The sequence below is a fragment of the Microbacterium gawkjiense genome (genome assembly GCF_031932225.1).
Lineage (GTDB): Bacteria > Actinomycetota > Actinomycetes > Actinomycetales > Microbacteriaceae > Microbacterium > Microbacterium gawkjiense.
On the sequence record NZ_JAUZVV010000001.1, the window covers coordinates 1,658,527 to 1,673,610 of the forward strand.

The 15,084-nt window shown below is 69.6% G+C and carries 15 protein-coding genes; 10 read left to right on the forward strand and 5 right to left on the reverse strand.

What is annotated here, in order from left to right:
- Window position 1 precedes the first annotated feature (1 nt).
- The 6 genes from alr to Q9S71_RS08005 are packed head-to-tail and all read left to right on the forward strand — an operon-like array spanning window position 2 to window position 4,373.
- Window positions 2-1,117, forward strand: a complete 1,116-nt coding sequence (alr, locus tag Q9S71_RS07980) for an alanine racemase (protein WP_311861723.1) — start codon at window positions 2-4, stop codon at window positions 1,115-1,117.
- A complete protein-coding gene (gene tsaE / locus Q9S71_RS07985) occupies window positions 1,114-1,617 on the forward strand; it encodes a tRNA (adenosine(37)-N6)-threonylcarbamoyltransferase complex ATPase subunit type 1 TsaE (protein ID WP_422880339.1) in 504 nt (167 codons plus the stop codon). The genes alr and tsaE overlap by 4 nt, the downstream gene beginning before the upstream one ends.
- Window positions 1,618-1,665: 48 nt before the next feature.
- Entirely contained in the window at window positions 1,666-2,334 is a 669-nt protein-coding gene (tsaB, locus tag Q9S71_RS07990) for a tRNA (adenosine(37)-N6)-threonylcarbamoyltransferase complex dimerization subunit type 1 TsaB (RefSeq protein ID WP_311861609.1), read from the forward strand.
- On the forward strand, window positions 2,331-2,828 hold the full coding sequence (rimI, locus tag Q9S71_RS07995; protein ID WP_253035322.1) for a ribosomal protein S18-alanine N-acetyltransferase: 498 nt from the start codon (window positions 2,331-2,333) through the stop codon (window positions 2,826-2,828). The genes tsaB and rimI overlap by 4 nt, the downstream gene beginning before the upstream one ends.
- A gap of 1 nt (window position 2,829) precedes the next feature.
- Window positions 2,830-3,888: a tRNA (adenosine(37)-N6)-threonylcarbamoyltransferase complex transferase subunit TsaD gene (gene tsaD / locus Q9S71_RS08000; RefSeq protein ID WP_311861613.1), complete on the forward strand. Its 1,059-nt coding sequence runs from the start codon at window positions 2,830-2,832 to the stop codon at window positions 3,886-3,888.
- Window positions 3,885-4,373 (forward strand): hypothetical protein, encoded by a 489-nt coding sequence (locus Q9S71_RS08005; RefSeq protein ID WP_311861616.1) that lies wholly within the window; start codon window positions 3,885-3,887, stop codon window positions 4,371-4,373. Before tsaD ends, Q9S71_RS08005 begins: the two co-directional genes overlap by 4 nt.
- A 1-nt stretch (window position 4,374) precedes the next feature.
- On the opposite strand, the gene Q9S71_RS08010 is transcribed toward Q9S71_RS08005, so the two are convergent.
- Window positions 4,375-5,574 (reverse strand): THUMP-like domain-containing protein, encoded by a 1,200-nt coding sequence (locus tag Q9S71_RS08010; RefSeq protein ID WP_311861619.1) that lies wholly within the window; start codon window positions 5,572-5,574, stop codon window positions 4,375-4,377.
- A gap of 170 nt (window positions 5,575-5,744) precedes the next feature.
- On the opposite strand from Q9S71_RS08010, the gene groES reads away from it, so the two are divergent.
- From groES to Q9S71_RS08025, 3 genes are all read left to right on the forward strand, one after another.
- Window positions 5,745-6,041 carry a co-chaperone GroES gene (gene groES, locus Q9S71_RS08015; RefSeq protein WP_017203655.1) on the forward strand — a complete coding sequence of 99 codons (297 nt, stop codon included), beginning with the start codon at window positions 5,745-5,747 and terminating at the stop codon, window positions 6,039-6,041.
- A gap of 131 nt (window positions 6,042-6,172) precedes the next feature.
- Complete coding sequence (rarD, locus tag Q9S71_RS08020) at window positions 6,173-7,111, forward strand: EamA family transporter RarD (protein WP_311861621.1); 939 nt, start codon at window positions 6,173-6,175, stop codon at window positions 7,109-7,111.
- A gap of 156 nt (window positions 7,112-7,267) precedes the next feature.
- On the forward strand, window positions 7,268-8,629 hold the full coding sequence (locus Q9S71_RS08025) for an ABC transporter substrate-binding protein (protein WP_311861624.1): 1,362 nt from the start codon (window positions 7,268-7,270) through the stop codon (window positions 8,627-8,629).
- Window positions 8,630-8,838: 209 nt separating this feature from the next.
- Here the strand turns inward: Q9S71_RS08025 and Q9S71_RS08030 are convergent, their stop codons facing one another.
- The 4 genes from Q9S71_RS08030 to Q9S71_RS08045 are packed head-to-tail and all read right to left on the reverse strand — an operon-like array spanning window position 8,839 to window position 12,927.
- Window positions 8,839-9,606, reverse strand: a complete 768-nt coding sequence (locus tag Q9S71_RS08030; protein ID WP_217528281.1) for an ABC transporter ATP-binding protein — start codon at window positions 9,604-9,606, stop codon at window positions 8,839-8,841.
- Complete coding sequence (locus Q9S71_RS08035; RefSeq protein WP_311861629.1) at window positions 9,603-10,631, reverse strand: ABC transporter ATP-binding protein; 1,029 nt, start codon at window positions 10,629-10,631, stop codon at window positions 9,603-9,605. Before Q9S71_RS08035 ends, Q9S71_RS08030 begins: the two co-directional genes overlap by 4 nt.
- Complete coding sequence (locus Q9S71_RS08040; protein ID WP_217528277.1) at window positions 10,621-11,601, reverse strand: branched-chain amino acid ABC transporter permease; 981 nt, start codon at window positions 11,599-11,601, stop codon at window positions 10,621-10,623. Before Q9S71_RS08040 ends, Q9S71_RS08035 begins: the two co-directional genes overlap by 11 nt.
- A gap of 6 nt (window positions 11,602-11,607) precedes the next feature.
- On the reverse strand, window positions 11,608-12,927 hold the full coding sequence (locus Q9S71_RS08045; RefSeq protein ID WP_311861631.1) for a branched-chain amino acid ABC transporter permease: 1,320 nt from the start codon (window positions 12,925-12,927) through the stop codon (window positions 11,608-11,610).
- A gap of 204 nt (window positions 12,928-13,131) precedes the next feature.
- Here Q9S71_RS08045 and guaB point away from each other — a divergent pair, with 204 nt between their 5' ends.
- Window positions 13,132-14,634 (forward strand): IMP dehydrogenase, encoded by a 1,503-nt coding sequence (guaB, locus tag Q9S71_RS08050; RefSeq protein WP_311861632.1) that lies wholly within the window; start codon window positions 13,132-13,134, stop codon window positions 14,632-14,634.
- Window positions 14,635-15,084 lie beyond the last annotated feature (450 nt).

Sequence of the window (15,084 nt, forward strand, 5' to 3'; positions counted from 1 at the left end):
GATGCCGGAGGGCGTCGCGCGGGAAGCGGTCATCGACGTCGGCGCGATCGAGCACAACGTGCGACACCTCGCGCGGGTGACCGCGTCGGAGGTCATCGCCGTCGTGAAGGCCGACGGGTACGGTCACGGAGCCGTCCGCTCGGCGCGTGCGGCCCTCGCCGGCGGGGCAGCGCGCCTGGCGGTCGCCGATGTCGGCGAGGCGCTCGAGCTGCGCGCCGCGGGCATCGACGCCCCGGTGCTCGCCTGGTTGCACGCCCCGGGCGCGGATTTCGCCGAGGCCGCCGCCGCCCGCATCGAGCTCGGCGTGTCGAGCCTCGAGCAGGTCCGCGCCGCCGCGGCGGCCGGGTCGCGGGAGCGGCCCGTCACGGTGCAGCTCAAGGTCGAGACGGGCCTCGGCCGCAACGGCATCGCCCCCGCCGACTACGGCGCGGTGTTCGCCGAGGCGGCGGCCCTCGAGGAGGCCGGTGTCATCCGGGTCCTGGGCCTGTTCAGTCACCTCTCCAACACGTCCGCCGCCGACGACCGCACGGCGCTGTCGCGCTTCACGGTCGCCCAGGCGGCGGCCGAAGCGGCGGGTCTCCGTCCGCCGTTGCGTCACATCGCGGCATCCCACGCCGCTCTCGACCTGCCCGAGGCGCGCCTGGGTTGCGTCCGTCTCGGTGTCGCGATCTACGGGCTGTCGCCGTTCGCCGACCGGTCGTCCGCCGACCTCGGGCTGCGTCCTGCGATGACGCTCCGGGCGGCGGTCGCCGCTGTGCGCCGCGTGCCCGCGGGGCAGGGGGTCTCCTACGGCTACCTGCACCGCACGGCCAGCGAGTCGACGCTCGCGCTGATCTCGATGGGCTACGCCGACGGTGTTCCGCGCGCGGCCTCGGGAGCCGGCCCCGTCTCGATCGGCGGGCGCACGTTCCCCGTCGCCGGACGCATCGCGATGGACCAGTTCGTCGTCGACGTCGGCGACGCCCCGGTCGCGGTCGGCGACGAGGCCGTGCTCTTCGGCGACCCCGCGACGGGTGTGCCCGCGGCGACCGACTGGGCCGACGCCGCCGACACCATCAACTACGAGATCGTGACGCGCATCGGCCCGCGCGTGCCGCGACGGGAGGTGCGGTCGTGACCGGGATGGAGCACTTCGAGGGGCGCCGAGAGGTCGCCTCGCCCGAGGACATGGAGCGGCTCGGCCGCGAGCTGGGCGGCGTCCTGCGCGCCGGCGACCTGCTCGTCCTCACGGGTCCCCTCGGCGCCGGCAAGACGACCCTCACCCGCGGTATCGGCGCGGGCCTGGGGGTCCGCGGTCCCGTGCAGAGCCCCACGTTCGTGATCGCCCGCACCCACCCGTCCGAAGTCGGCGGTCCGGCGCTCGTGCACGTCGACGCCTACCGGCTCGGTTCCCCGGCCGAGCTCGACGACCTGGGCCTCGACCCCGACCGGTCGGTCACGATCGTCGAATGGGGGCGCGGCATGGTCGACGGCCTCGTCGACACGTGGTGGGAGCTCGAGATCGAGCGCGGCTGGAGCGGTACGGGCATCGACAACGCCTGCGGCACGACCGGCCCCTACGCGGCCGAGCTCGAAGACGCCGCGCCGCGCATCGTCACCGTCACGCGACGTCCCTGACCGCGGCGGCCGCGTCGCGGCATCCGTCCTCCCGATACCCTTGATCCTGTGATCCTCGGCATCGACACGTCCCTCGGCACGGCCGTCGCCGTCACCGATGTCGACGGTGCGGTGCGCGCCGAGGTCGCCAGTGCCGACCCGCTCGGGCACGCTGAGATCATCGGCTCCCTGCTGCAGCAGGTGATGACGGATGCCGCGCACGGCCCCATCGGCGCGACCGGCGCTCCGCAGCCCGTCGCCCTGACCCACGTGGCCGCGGGCATGGGTCCCGGGCCGTTCACGGGGCTGCGGGTCGGGATCGCGGCGGCGCGCGCGTTCGCGCTGGGCCGTGGCATCCCGGTCGTCCCCGTCCGCAGCCACGACGCCGCCGCCCTCGCGGTGCTGCTCGCCGACCCGTTCGCCGAGCTGCCGCGGTTCGCGGTCGTCACCGACGCCCGCCGCCGCGAGTTCGCGTACACCGTCTACGACGGCATCGACGACGACGGACTCCCGCGGCGCGTGATCGACGCCACCCTGACCCCGCGCGACGCCGTCGACGACGCGCTCGCCGCGCACGGCGCCGAGCGCCGGGACGTGACGGCGATCCCGGGCGCGATGGTCGCGCTCGTCGCGGCGCGCGCGGTCGCGGCGGGCCGGGTCGAGTCCCTCGGCGAGCCGCTCTACCTGCGCGCACCCGACGTCACCCTCCCCGGCGCTCGCAAGAAGGTCGGCTCGTGACCCTCCGCACCGCGACCGCCGCGGACCTCGACGACATCATGCGCCTCGAGCGCGCGTCCTTCCCGACCGACGCGTGGAGCGACGCCCTCATGGCGGGCGAGCTCGCCTCCCCCCACGGCCGGTACGTCGTCGACGTCGAGGCGGGCCGCCTCGTCGGGTACGGCGGTGTGCGCGCCGTGCAGGGCGCAGCGGATGCCGACATCCAGACGATCGCCATCGCCGCCGACGCGCGGGGTCACGGCCGGGGCCGCGCGCTGCTGCGCGAACTGCTCGCGACGGCCCGGTCCCGCGGCGCGCGCGAGGTGTTCCTCGAGGTGCGCGCCGACAATCCCGGAGCCGCCGCGCTCTACCTGTCCGAAGGGTTCGCCGAGGTGGGCCGCCGGCCGCGCTACTACCAGCCCGACGACGTCGACGCGATCGTCATGCAGCTGGACCTCGTCGCCTGGGACGCCCGTCGCACCGCCGCGCCGACCGCCGCCGAAGGATGGTGCTGAGATGACGCACGAACCCCTGGTGCTCGGTATCGAGACGAGCTGCGACGAGACCGGCATCGGCATCGTCCGGGGTCGCACCCTGCTCTCGAACACGATCGCGAGCTCGATGGACGAGCACGCCCGCTACGGCGGCGTCGTGCCCGAGGTCGCCGCGCGCGCCCACCTCGAGGCGCTGCAGCCGGCGATCGAGGCGGCGCTCGCCGAGGCGCAGGTGTCGCTGAGCGACCTCGATGCCGTCGCCGTCACGAGCGGGCCGGGTCTCGCCGGCGCGCTCATGGTCGGCGTGGGCGCCGCAAAGGCGCTCGCCGTCAGCCTCGACAAACCGCTGTACGCCGTGAACCACCTGGTGGGGCACATCGCCGCCGACATCCTCACCGGTGACGAGGTCGAGTACCCGACCGTCGCGCTCCTCGTCAGCGGCGGGCACACCTCGTTGCTCCTCGTCCGCGACCTCGTCTCCGACGTCGAGCTGCTCGGCGAGACGATGGACGACGCCGCCGGCGAGGCGTTCGACAAGATCGCCCGCATCCTCGGTCTGCCCTATCCCGGCGGCCCCGAGATCGACAAGGCCGCCGCGACGGGGGACCCGCAGACGATCCGGTTCCCGCGCGGCATGTCGCGTGCGTCCGACATGGCCGAGCACCGTTATGACTTCTCGTTCTCGGGGCTCAAGACCGCCGTCGCGCGCTGGGTCGAGCAGCGCGAGGCGGCCGGTGAGCCCGTCTCGGTGCCCGACGTGGCGGCATCCTTCCGCGAAGCGGTCGTCGACGTCCTCGTGACGAAGGCGCTCGACGCCTGCGCGCGTCACGACGTGCCTCGCCTGCTGCTGGGTGGCGGCGTGATCGCGAACAAGCGTCTGCGCGACGTCGCGCTCGAGCGTGCGCAGGCCGCGGGGGTGGCCGTCCGCATCCCGCCCCTCTCGCTCTGCACCGACAACGGGGCGATGATCGCGGCACTGGCGTCCGAGCTCATCATGAGCGGTCGCCCCGCCTCGACCCTCGCGTTCGGCGCCGACTCGACCCTGCCCGTCACGACGATCCAGGTGGAGCCCTCGTCATGAGCGACGAGCGGATGCCGCCGCCCGCCGTACCTGCCGCGGACGAGCCCCCCGCCGCCCCCGCCGTCGAGGCGGCATCGCCCGACGTGGTCCTCGCGCCGGCGGACACCGCGCTCCCCGGCGCGCACCGGGGCGGTTTCCGTCGGGAGCTCACGCAGCCGCTGCCCGTCGCGCCGCCGCTCGCGGTGCACCCGGATCCCGACGAGGCCGCTGCCCCGGACGTCCGCTGGATCCCCCCGGCGCCGGTGCTGCCGCGGAGCGCCGGCTGGTCGCTGCTGTTCGGGTCGCTCGCGCTCGTGCTGGCCTGCTTCGTCGGCTGGGGTTTCCCGGTGGGTGTGATCGGCGTCGTCCTCGCGGTCCTCGCGCTGCGACGCCCGTGGGAGAAGCGCGAGACCGCGTTCTGGGGCCTCGGCCTGAGCATCGCCTCGCTCGCCTACAGCGCCGGCTGGCTGTGGTGGGCGGCCTCGCAGGGCGCCCTGTCCGGCTGACTCAGACGCGCTCGGCGAGCACGGCGACCCGCTTCGCGTCCCGCCCCTCGCCGACCCTCGTGAGAATGAGCGTCGCCGAGGCGTCGCCGCGCAGCGTGAGCTTGCGTCGGAACTGCGCCGGGTCGACGTCGACGCCGCGCTTCTTGATCTCGACGGTGCCGACGCCCCTCTCGCGGAGCGCGGCGTTGATCGCGGGCACCTTCATCGGCAGGACCTCCCGCACGCGGAACGTCTGCACGAAGGGGTTCGTCAGGGCGGCATCCGAGGTCAGGTAGGCGATGCCCTCGGCCACCATCCCCGCCTGCAGCTCCCGGGCGACCTCGCCGATCAGGCGCGCGCGGATGACGGCGCCCTCGGGCTCGTGGAGGAAGGCGCCGAGCTCGCGCACCGGCTCGTCGGGCGCGTCGGCGGCCGCCGTCAGCTCTGCCGCGGCACCGCCCCTCATCACGAGCGCCGAGCGGGCCACGCCGTCGCGACGCAGGGCGCCCGACCACAGCACGAGCTCGACGGTCGAACCGTCGACGCTGATCCACTGCGCCTCGACGTCGTCGGGGAGCAGGCTGCGATCGAGGCCCGGTCCGAGTTTGATGCCCACCGGCATCCGTTCTGCGAGGGCGAACGCCCAGTCGAGCGAGGGTGACCAGTCCTCGGGCCGGGTGCGGCTGGTCTCGCTGTGACCCGCGGTCCGGCGGGCGGGGTCCAGCCACACCGCGTCCCAGCCGTCCAGGTCGGTCTCCTCGGCGAGGCCCTGCCGCACGGTGACGGCGTCGCCGAACGGCGCGAGGTTGTAGGCGGCGAGGGCGGCCGTCGTCTCGTCGGCGTCGACCGCGAGCACGTCGAGGCCGATGCCCGCGAGTCCCAGGGCGTCGCCGCCGAGGCCGCATCCGAGGTCGGCGACGCGGGTGATCCCCGCGGCCCGGAACCGTCCGGCGTGCCGGGCGGCGACCTCGAGGCGGGTCGCCTGCTCGAGTCCCGCGCGGGTGAACAGCATGCGCTCGGCGAACGGACCGAACTTGCCCTCTGCGCGCACCCGCAGGTGCGCCTGACCGACGACGGCCGACACGAGATCGGGGGAGTGGCCGGCGGCGCGCAGCCGCGAGACGGCGGCCGCGACCTCGGCGGTGGATGCCAGGGGTCCGACCTCGTCGATCATCCGTAGTCCCTGGGGGGTCAGGAGGGCGGTGAGCTCGGCCTTGTCCATCCGGCCAGCCTAGGTCTCCGCGGTCGGATGGCGCGTCGCGGCATCCGTCATCGTGTTGGCACTCGCGTTGCATGAGTGCCAACCGCGCTCTAGACTTTTGTTAGCACTCTCGGTAAGCGAGTGCTGATGAGTCTTGTAGCAGGACCCCACCAGCAAGAAAGAGGTAGACCGTGTCGGTTTCCATCAAGCCGCTCGAAGACCGCATCGTCATCAAGCAGGTCGAGGCCGAGCAGACCACCGCAAGTGGCCTGGTCATCCCTGACACCGCCAAGGAGAAGCCCCAGGAGGGCGAGGTCGTGGCCGTGGGCCCCGGCCGCATCGACGACAACGGCAACCGCGTTCCGCTCGACGTCGCCGTCGGCGACCGCGTCCTGTACAGCAAGTACGGCGGCACCGAGGTCAAGTTCGGCGCCGACGAGTTCCTCGTCCTGTCGGCTCGCGACGTCCTGGCGGTCGTCGTCCGCTGACACGCAGCGACCGCAGCGCAGGGCCCGGATGCTTCGGCATCCGGGCCCTGTCCCGTTGATGGCAGGATCCGGGCGATCGACGGCAGTGCGGATGACGCGCCCGCTGTCATGACCGTCGTAGGCTTGTGCTCATGACACCCGAGCAGGCCGCGCGCGAGAAGTCGCTCGGGGGCATCTTCGTCTTCTCGGCCTACGTGCTGTGGGGCTTCCTGCCGCTCTACTTCGTCAGCCTCGCCCCGACGACCCCGTGGGAGGTCGTCGGCTGGCGCATCCTGCTGAGCCTCGTCTTCTGCATCGCGCTGCTCGCGATCACCCGCGGCTGGGGGCGGATGCGGGTCATCCTGCGCGATCGTCGCCTCATGCTCTGGACGCTCCTGGCGGGCCTGCTCATCTACGTCAACTGGCAGGTCTTCCTCATCGGGACCCTGACCGGTCACGTCGTCGAGACGAGCCTCGGGTACTTCATCAACCCGATCGCGACCGTGCTCCTCGGCGTCATCGTGCTGAAGGAACGTCTGCGCACCGCGCAGTGGGTCGCGGTCGGCATCGCGGGCGTCGCGGTGGTCGTGATCATCGTCGCGGTCGGCCGCGTGCCCTGGATCGCGCTCGCCCTCGCGGCGAGCTTCGCGACGTACGGTCTCGTCAAGAAGAAGATCGGACCGTCGGTGGATGCCGTGAGCGGCCTCACCCTCGAGTCCTTCTGGCTCGTGCCGATCGCCGTCCTCCAGCTCGTCCTCGTCGGCGTCACCTCCGGACTGACGATGGGCCGCGAGGGGACCGGGCACACCGTCCTGCTCCTGCTGGCGGGGGCCGTCACCGCCGTTCCGCTCCTGTTCTTCTCCGCCGGCGCCCGCCGCACCACGCTGACCGTGGTCGGCATCCTGCAGTTCATCGCGCCGATCATGCAGTTCCTCACCGGGGTGCTCATCCTCGGCGAGCCGATGCCCTTCGAGCGCTGGATCGGATTCGGCCTCGTCTGGGTCGCCGTCGCGGTCTTCACGGTGGACTCGCTCCTGTCCTCCCGGCGCAACCGGACCCGCGCCGAAGCGGTGGTGCCCGACCCCGTCTGACCTCGCCCGATGCCGCTTTCCGCGACCGTTATGGGAGCGTGCCCACCTCGTTACACATCGTTAACGAACGGCAACATTGGGGAGACGAGCGCGCCACTAGGTTGAACACACCGGGCTGGTCCCGAACTGACCCGTGTCACCACAGCAAGGAGCACAATGAGCGTTCTCTCCCGTTCGCGTTCCGCAAAGGTCATGGGCGCCATCGCCCTGGTCGGCGCGAGCGCATTGGTCCTGGCCGGCTGCGCCGGATCCTCGACCCCCACAGCGTCCGGCGGCGCGTCCAACGAGCCGGCCGGTTTCAAGTTCCCGGTCAACTGCGACGAGGCCGAACCGGCCTCGTACACCCCGGAGTACAACTCCACGTCGGAGGGCCCCGCCACCGACCTCGAGTTCACCATCGGCACCGCGTTGCCTGTCACCGGAAACCTCGCCTTCCTCGGCCCGCCTGAGATCGCCGGCACTGAATTCGCTGCCGCTGAGGTCAACGAAGCGGCGAAGGGTGTGACCATCGACCTCGTCCAGGGCGACTCGGGCGACACCGACAACAAGGCCTACGAGACCGAGATCCCCCGTCTGCTGAACGCGGGCGCCACGGCGATCATCGGCGCGGCGTCCTCCGGCACGTCGCTGCAGTTCATCGATCAGGTCATCGCCGCCGACGCGATCCAATTCTCGCCCGCCAACACCTCGGCCGCCTTCACGGGTTACGAGGACAAGGGTCTCTACTGGCGCACCGCTCCTTCCGACGTCCTGCAGGGCGAGGTGCTCGGCAACCTCATCGCGGGCGATGGCGCCGAGACGCTCGGCATGATCATCCTCAACGACTCGTACGGAACGGGTCTCGCCTGCTTCACGAAGGCCGCCTTCGAGAACGCCGGCGGCAAGGTGGTCTCCGCGTCGCTGTACAACACGGGTGACACCAACTTCTCGGCTCAGGTCGAGGACGTCCTCGCGGCTGACCCCGACGCCATCGCGCTGATCACGTTCGAAGAGGTGAAGACGATCATCCCCGAGCTCGTGGGTGCCGACTTCCCGAAGGACAAGATGTACCTCGTGGACGGCAACCTCTCGAACTTCGGCGACGAATTCGAGGCCGGCACCCTGACGGGCGCCAAGGGAACCTACCCCGCCGTCGACCCCGACAGCATCGCCACGTTCCGCGAGGATCTCAACGCGTTCTGGACGGGCGAGGGCAACGAGGAGCTCAAGGACTACACCTACGGTCCCGAGTCCTACGACGCGGTCATCCTCCTCGCCCTCGCTGCCCTCGAGGCCGGCTCCAGCGAGGGTCCGGACGTCGCTGCGCACTTGCAGCAGGTGTCCGGCGGCTCGGGTGACGGCACGAAGTGCACCACCTATGCGGAGTGCGCCGACATCATCAACGCCGGTGAGGTCGCCGACTACGACGGTGTCTCGGGCCCCATCACCTTCAACGAGGTGGGCGACCCGACGGAGGCATCCATCGGTGTCTTCCAGTACGGCGAGGACAACAACTACTCGTTCCTCAACGTCGGCTGATTCGACGATCACAGAACGGCCCCGGTCCTCGGACCGGGGCCGTTCTCTGTGCGCCCGGCGCGCTGTCACCGGCAGCGATGGGCCGGCGCTCGGTGCATCGCGGCAGGGGAGCGGATGCCGCCGCCGAGGACGTCCGCCGGCGGCATTCCGTGCGCACATGACGACGCCCCCGACCGAAAGCCGGGGGCGTCGAAGGGTCCTTCTGGAGGTCAGGTGCCGAGCGTCCCCAGGTAGAGGCCGATGACCTTCGGATCGTTGAGCAGCTCGCGGCCGGTGCCCGTGTAGGCGTCACGGCCCTGATCGAGGACGTAGCCCCGGTCGCAGATCTGCAGGCACCGGCGCGCGTTCTGCTCGACCATGATGGTCGTCACGCCGGCTTTGTTGATCTCCGACACGCGGAGGAACGCCTCGTCCTGGCGGGACGGCGACAGACCGGCCGACGGCTCGTCCAGCAGGAGGACGTAGGGGTCCATCATCAGTGCGCGGCCCATGGCGACCATCTGCCGCTCTCCGCCCGAGAGCGAACCTGCCCGTTGCTGCAGACGCTTGGCGAGGTCGGGGAAGATCGACGTCACGAAGTCGATGCGTTCGTTGACAACCTTCGGCCGCTGGTACGCACCCATCTGCAGGTTCTCAGCGATCGACAGGCTCGGGAAGACGTTGTTCGTCTGCGGGACGAACCCGACACCCTTCGCCACCAGCTTGTTCGCTCGCAGGCCCGTGATCTCCTCGCCATTGAGCATGACGGCACCGGAGCGGACCTTCACCTGCCCGAAGATCGCCTTGAGCATCGTCGACTTACCGGCGCCGTTGGGGCCGATGATCCCGATGAGCTCGCCCTTCGCGGCCGTCAGATTGGCGCCGTTGAGGATGTTGACGCCCGGCAGATAGCCGGCGTGCACATCTCGCAGCTCGACGACGTTCTGAGCAGGTGCAGTCGCAGTCGCGCCCGCGGGGGATGCGGCGGTGTCGCTCACTTGGTCTCCTCCGTTCCGCGCGTCGAGCCCGGGGTGCCGGGTGCCGACGAATCCTCCGCGGCGTGCGTCGTGGCATCCGCCTCGACGGCGTCCTGCAGCTTGTGCTGCTCCTCGATCAGTTCCTGAGCTTCGGCGGTCAGCTCGCCCTCGTAGCGGCCCGTGACGACGCCGAGATCGACGTCCTGGTGGGCCCCGAGGTAGGCGTCGATGACGGCCTGCTCCTTCATGACGGTGTCGGGCGGCCCCTCGGCGACGACCTTCCCCTCGGCCATCACGACGACCCAGTCGGCGATGTGACGGACCATGTGCATGTCGTGCTCGACGAAGAGCACCGTCATCCCGAGGTCCTTGAGATCCAGGATGTGGTCGAGGAGGGACTGCGTGAGCGCCGGGTTGACGCCGGCCATCGGCTCGTCGAGCATGACCAGCGTCGGGTCGCTCATCAGGGCGCGCGCCATCTCGAGGAGTTTGCGCTGACCGCCAGAAAGCGATGCTGCGAAGTCCTTCTCCTTGGCGTCGAGCTTGAACCGGGCGAGCAGGCCGCGGGCCTTGTCCTCGATCGCTGCTTCCTGCTTGCGCCAGAGGAACGGCAGGATGCCGCGCCAGATGGTCTCGCCACCCTGACCGGGCGCCCCGAGCTTCATGTTCTCGAGCACCGTGAGCAGTCCCAGCGACTTCGTCAGCTGGAAGGTGCGCACCTGGCCCATCCGGGCGGCCTTGAACGCCGGGATGCCGGCGAGGTTTTGGCCGTCGAAGGACCAGGTGCCCTCGTTGGGCTTGTCGAACCCGGTCAGCAGGTTGAACAAGGTGGTCTTGCCGGCACCGTTCGGGCCGATGAGCGCGGTGATGGCATTCCGCGGGATCTCGAGGTGGTCGACGTCGACGGCGGTCAAGCCGCCGAAGACTCGCTTGACACCGTCGGCGACGATGATCGGGTCGACCTTCTCCACACCGGGGCGGATCTCGCCCTTGTGCAGGCCGGTGGCCTTGGGACGGGGAGCGGGGGGCGCGACGTCAGCGGACAAAGGTCAGCTCCTTCTTGCTTCCGAGGATGCCCTGCGGTCGGAAGATGACCAGCAGCATGAGGGCGACACCCACCAGGACGAACACGAGCATCTGGCTCTGCTCCGCGGTGAGGAAGGGCAGCCAGCCGATCTTCACGAGCGCGGGGAGGAGGTTGGACAGGAATGCGCGGACGACCCAGAAGAGCACCGCTCCGAGCACGGGGCCGAAGATCGTGGCGGCGCCGCCGAGCAGCAGGGCCGTCCAGACGTAGAACGTCTGCGACGTCACGTACACGTTCGGGTTCACGTTGGTACCCATCGCCGTCACGATTCCGCCGGCCGCGATGATCACGCCGCCCACGATGAGCGCCTGCATCTTGAAGGCGAACACGTTCTTCCCCAACGAGCGCACGGCGTCCTCGTCTTCGCGGATCCCGCGGATGACACGTCCCCAGGGACTCCGCATCAGCAGCCAGACGAAGGCGACGACGACCGCGATGACGACGATGCCGACGATGATGACCCACCACTGGTCGGACTGATACGTCCACGGTCCGAAGCCGTAGCGGCCCGGCGGCAGCGGGTTGCTCGCGCGGAAGTCGCGCTGGAAGCCCGAGAGGCCGTCCGCCGAACCCGTCACCTCGCGGTAGGAGGACGTCAGGAAGAGCAAACGCACCACCTCCGCCGCAGCGATCGTGACGATGGCCAGGTAGTCCCCTCGCAGACGCAGAGTCGGGATGCCCATGACCAGGGAGAACAGCACCGCGCCGACCAAGCCGATCAGGGCTGCCACCGCCCAGGGAAGGCCGAAGGTGAGTGTCGAGATCGCGAAGCCGTAAGCGCCGACGGCCATGAAGCCCGCGACGCCCATGTTGAGCAGGCCGGCGAAGCCGAAATGGACGGAGAGACCGATCGCCGCGAGAACGAAGCCGAGGGTGACCGGCGACAGGATCTGCGCCGCGGTGTTGCTGAGGATCTGGAGGAAGTCCATGAGGCGTTATCCGATTCGCTCTCGGCGCCCGAGGAGACCCTGCGGACGGAACAGAAGGATGACGATGAGCACGACGAGCGCGCCGACGTACTTCAAATCAGACGGGATCCACAGCGTCGAGACCTCGACGAGCAGGCCGACGATGATCGCGCCCACGAGCGCGCCGAAGGCGGTGCCGAGACCGCCCAGCGTGATGGCGGCGAAGACCAGGAGCAGGATGCTCGTGCCCATGTCCCACTTGATCCCCGGGCGGAAGTAAGCCCACAGGACGCCCGACAGTCCCGCGAGCGCAGCGGCCATGATCCAGACGATGCGGACGACGTTGTCGACGTCGATGCCGCTTGCCGCTGCCAAGGACGGGTTGTCGGAGACGGCGCGCGTCGCGCGACCGATGCGGGTGCGCATGAGCCAGAAGGCGAAGGCCACGATGACGACGATGGAGACGCCCATGCTGATCAGGTCGGTCACCGTCAGCCGGATCGGGCCGAGCCCCGGGATCGTTGCGGATGCTCCGCCCGGCAGATTGACCGTCCCACCGCCGACGAACATCTGGAAGACGTAACGCAGCGCCAGCGACAGGCCGATCGAGACGATCATGAGCTGGACCGTGCCGATGCCCTTTCGTCGCAATGGCCGCCACAGGCCGGCATCCATCCCGAATCCGAACAGCCCCGAGACGATCACCGCGAGCGGGATCGCGATCCAGATCGGCATGTCCACGGCTACGGAGAAGAAGAGCGCTGCCAGTGCGCCGAAGGTCACCATCTCGCCGTGCGCGAAGTTCGACAGACCGGTCGTGCCGAAGACGAGGGAGGCGCCGATCGCGGCGAGGGCGAGCATGAGACCGAAGTTCAGCCCGTTCACGGCTCGAGACAGGAACTGGTCGAAGAAGGACGTCGTCGTCCGTTCCGCCGCTCCCAGCGTGAAGTTGCGCGTCACGTTGCTCGTCGCGCCGAACTCCACCTCTTGCGTGAACTCGAAGCCGTCGGGCGCGCTCACGCCGTCCGGAAGCGAGTCCTCGACGAGCTCGACCGTATAGGGCACGTCCTTCGTGGGGACGGGCACGCGCCACGATCCGTTCGCTGCGGTCTCCGCCTCACCCGTGTATTCACCGCCCGTCACGACGACCGTGGCACCTTCGACGGGCTCACCAGCGGCCCGGACGTTGCCCTGGACGGCGAAAGGGAAATCCTCCGGATCTTGGGTGCCGGCCATCGCGGGATTCGCGAGGCCGAACAGCAGAGCGCCGGAGAAGACTCCGGCGATGAGGGCTACGAGTGCGCGTCGCCATCGATTGCGGGCGCGCACAGAGCGGGTGGTCGTCACCGACACCTCCTGGTTGAAGCATGGTCAGCGCGCAGAGGTACGGGTGCCCCCGGCGCCACACGACCGTATCCAGCGATTGTTGCCGCTGTGTTTCCCTGCCGCAACCATCGACACTCCGCCTCTTGCCCTCATCTCGGGCGGAGGGAATGAAAGGAGCGCCCCGCGCCTTAGAATTCAGACAAGCCGTTCGATGCAGGAGAGCACATGGAGCACAACGACCCGTTCGGATTCGTGGGACTGACGTACGACGACGTCCTGCTGCTGCCCGGTCACACGGACGTCATCCCGTCCGAGGCCGACACCTCCTCCCGGGTCACGCGACGCATCACCGTCGCGACTCCTCTCCTCTCCGCCGCGATGGACACCGTCACCGAGTCGCGCCTCGCGATCGCCATCGCGCGCGAGGGCGGCATCGGCATCATCCACCGCAACCTGTCGATCGCCGACCAGGCATCCATGGTCGACCGCGTGAAGCGCAGCGAGTCGGGCATGATCACCGACCCGATCACGACGACCCCCGACGCGACCATCGAAGAGGTGGACGCGCTCTGCGGGCAGTACCGCATCTCGGGTCTCCCCGTGGTGGATGACGAGGGGCATCTCGTCGGCATCGTCACCAACCGCGACATGCGTTTCGTCTCGGGCTTCGAGCGCCAGACGACGAAGGTGCGCGACGTCATGACGAGCGAGAACCTCGTCACCGGCAAGGTCGGCATCGGGGCGAACGAGGTCATCGCCCTCTTCGCCCATCACCGCGTCGAGAAGCTCCCCCTCATCGATGAGGAGGGAAAGCTCGCCGGGCTCATCACCATCAAGGACTTCGACAAGAGCGAGAAGTACCCGCTCGCCACGAAGGACGATCAGGGTCGGCTGCGCGTCGGCGCGGCGATCGGTTTCTTCGGCGACGCCTGGGAGCGCGCCGAGGCGCTGCGGGATGCCGGGGTCGACGTCATCGTGGTCGACACGGCCAACGGCCAGTCCGCGGGTGTCATCGACATGGTCAAGCGAATCAAGGCCGACGCCTCGTTCGCCCACATCGACGTGATCGGCGGCAACGTCGCGACCCGGGAAGGCGCGCAGGCGTTGATCGACGCCGGAGTGGATGCCGTCAAGGTCGGCGTCGGGCCGGGGTCGATCTGCACGACCCGCGTCGTCGCCGGCGTGGGTGTGCCTCAGGTGACCGCCATCTACGAGGCGTCGCTCGCGGCGCGCGAGGCCGGCGTGCCGATCATCGCTGACGGGGGTCTGCAGTACTCGGGAGACATCGCGAAGGCGCTCGTCGCCGGTGCCGACACCGTCATGCTCGGTTCCCTGCTGGCGGGTACCGACGAGTCCCCGGGGGAGGTCGTCTTCCAGGGCGGCAAGCAGTTCAAGCTCTACCGGGGGATGGGTTCGCTCGGTGCGCTGCAGACGCGCGGCAAGAAGACCTCCTACTCGAAGGACCGTTACTTCCAGGCGGACGTGCCGAGCGACGACAAGCTGATCCCCGAGGGCATCGAGGGGCAGGTCGCGTACCGCGGTCCGGTCTCGGCCGTCGCGTATCAGCTCGTCGGTGGGCTCCGCCAGTCGATGTTCTATGTGGGCGCCCGCACGATCGAGGAGCTGAAGGCGCGCGGCAAGTTCGTGCGCATCACCTCGGCCGGTCTGAAGGAGTCCCACCCGCACGACGTCCAGATCGTCGTCGAGGCGCCGAACTACAAGCGCTGAGCGGGTCTGCGAGCCCGACACGCCCGGGATGCGGGGCTGATTTGCCCAGTCCCCGAACCCCGCGTAACTTATTACTTGTTCGCCCCACAGGGAAGAGCGAGAGGCCGAAAGGCCCGCCGCCCTCAAGATGGCGAACCACCCCCTCCAAGAAGAAACAGTCGCTCTGCGATTGGGTCTGACCTCAGGTCTAGGACGGGGCATCGGGACGCTCCCGCAGTCGTCACCTCCCACACCCGCGATCTCTTGAGATCACCGGCGTGTCGGGTTTGACGGGTTCGCGGGTGTCATCCTAAGGTAGAGAAGTTGCCTCACTACGAAGCCCTTGCGGGGGTGGTGTGGGAGCATCCGATCCTTGAGAACTCAACAGCGTGCACTTGTCAAATGCCAAATAACCTCGATCTCGGCTTCGGCTGAGGTGAGATTCCTTTGGATCAAAGTCCGGCATTTCGG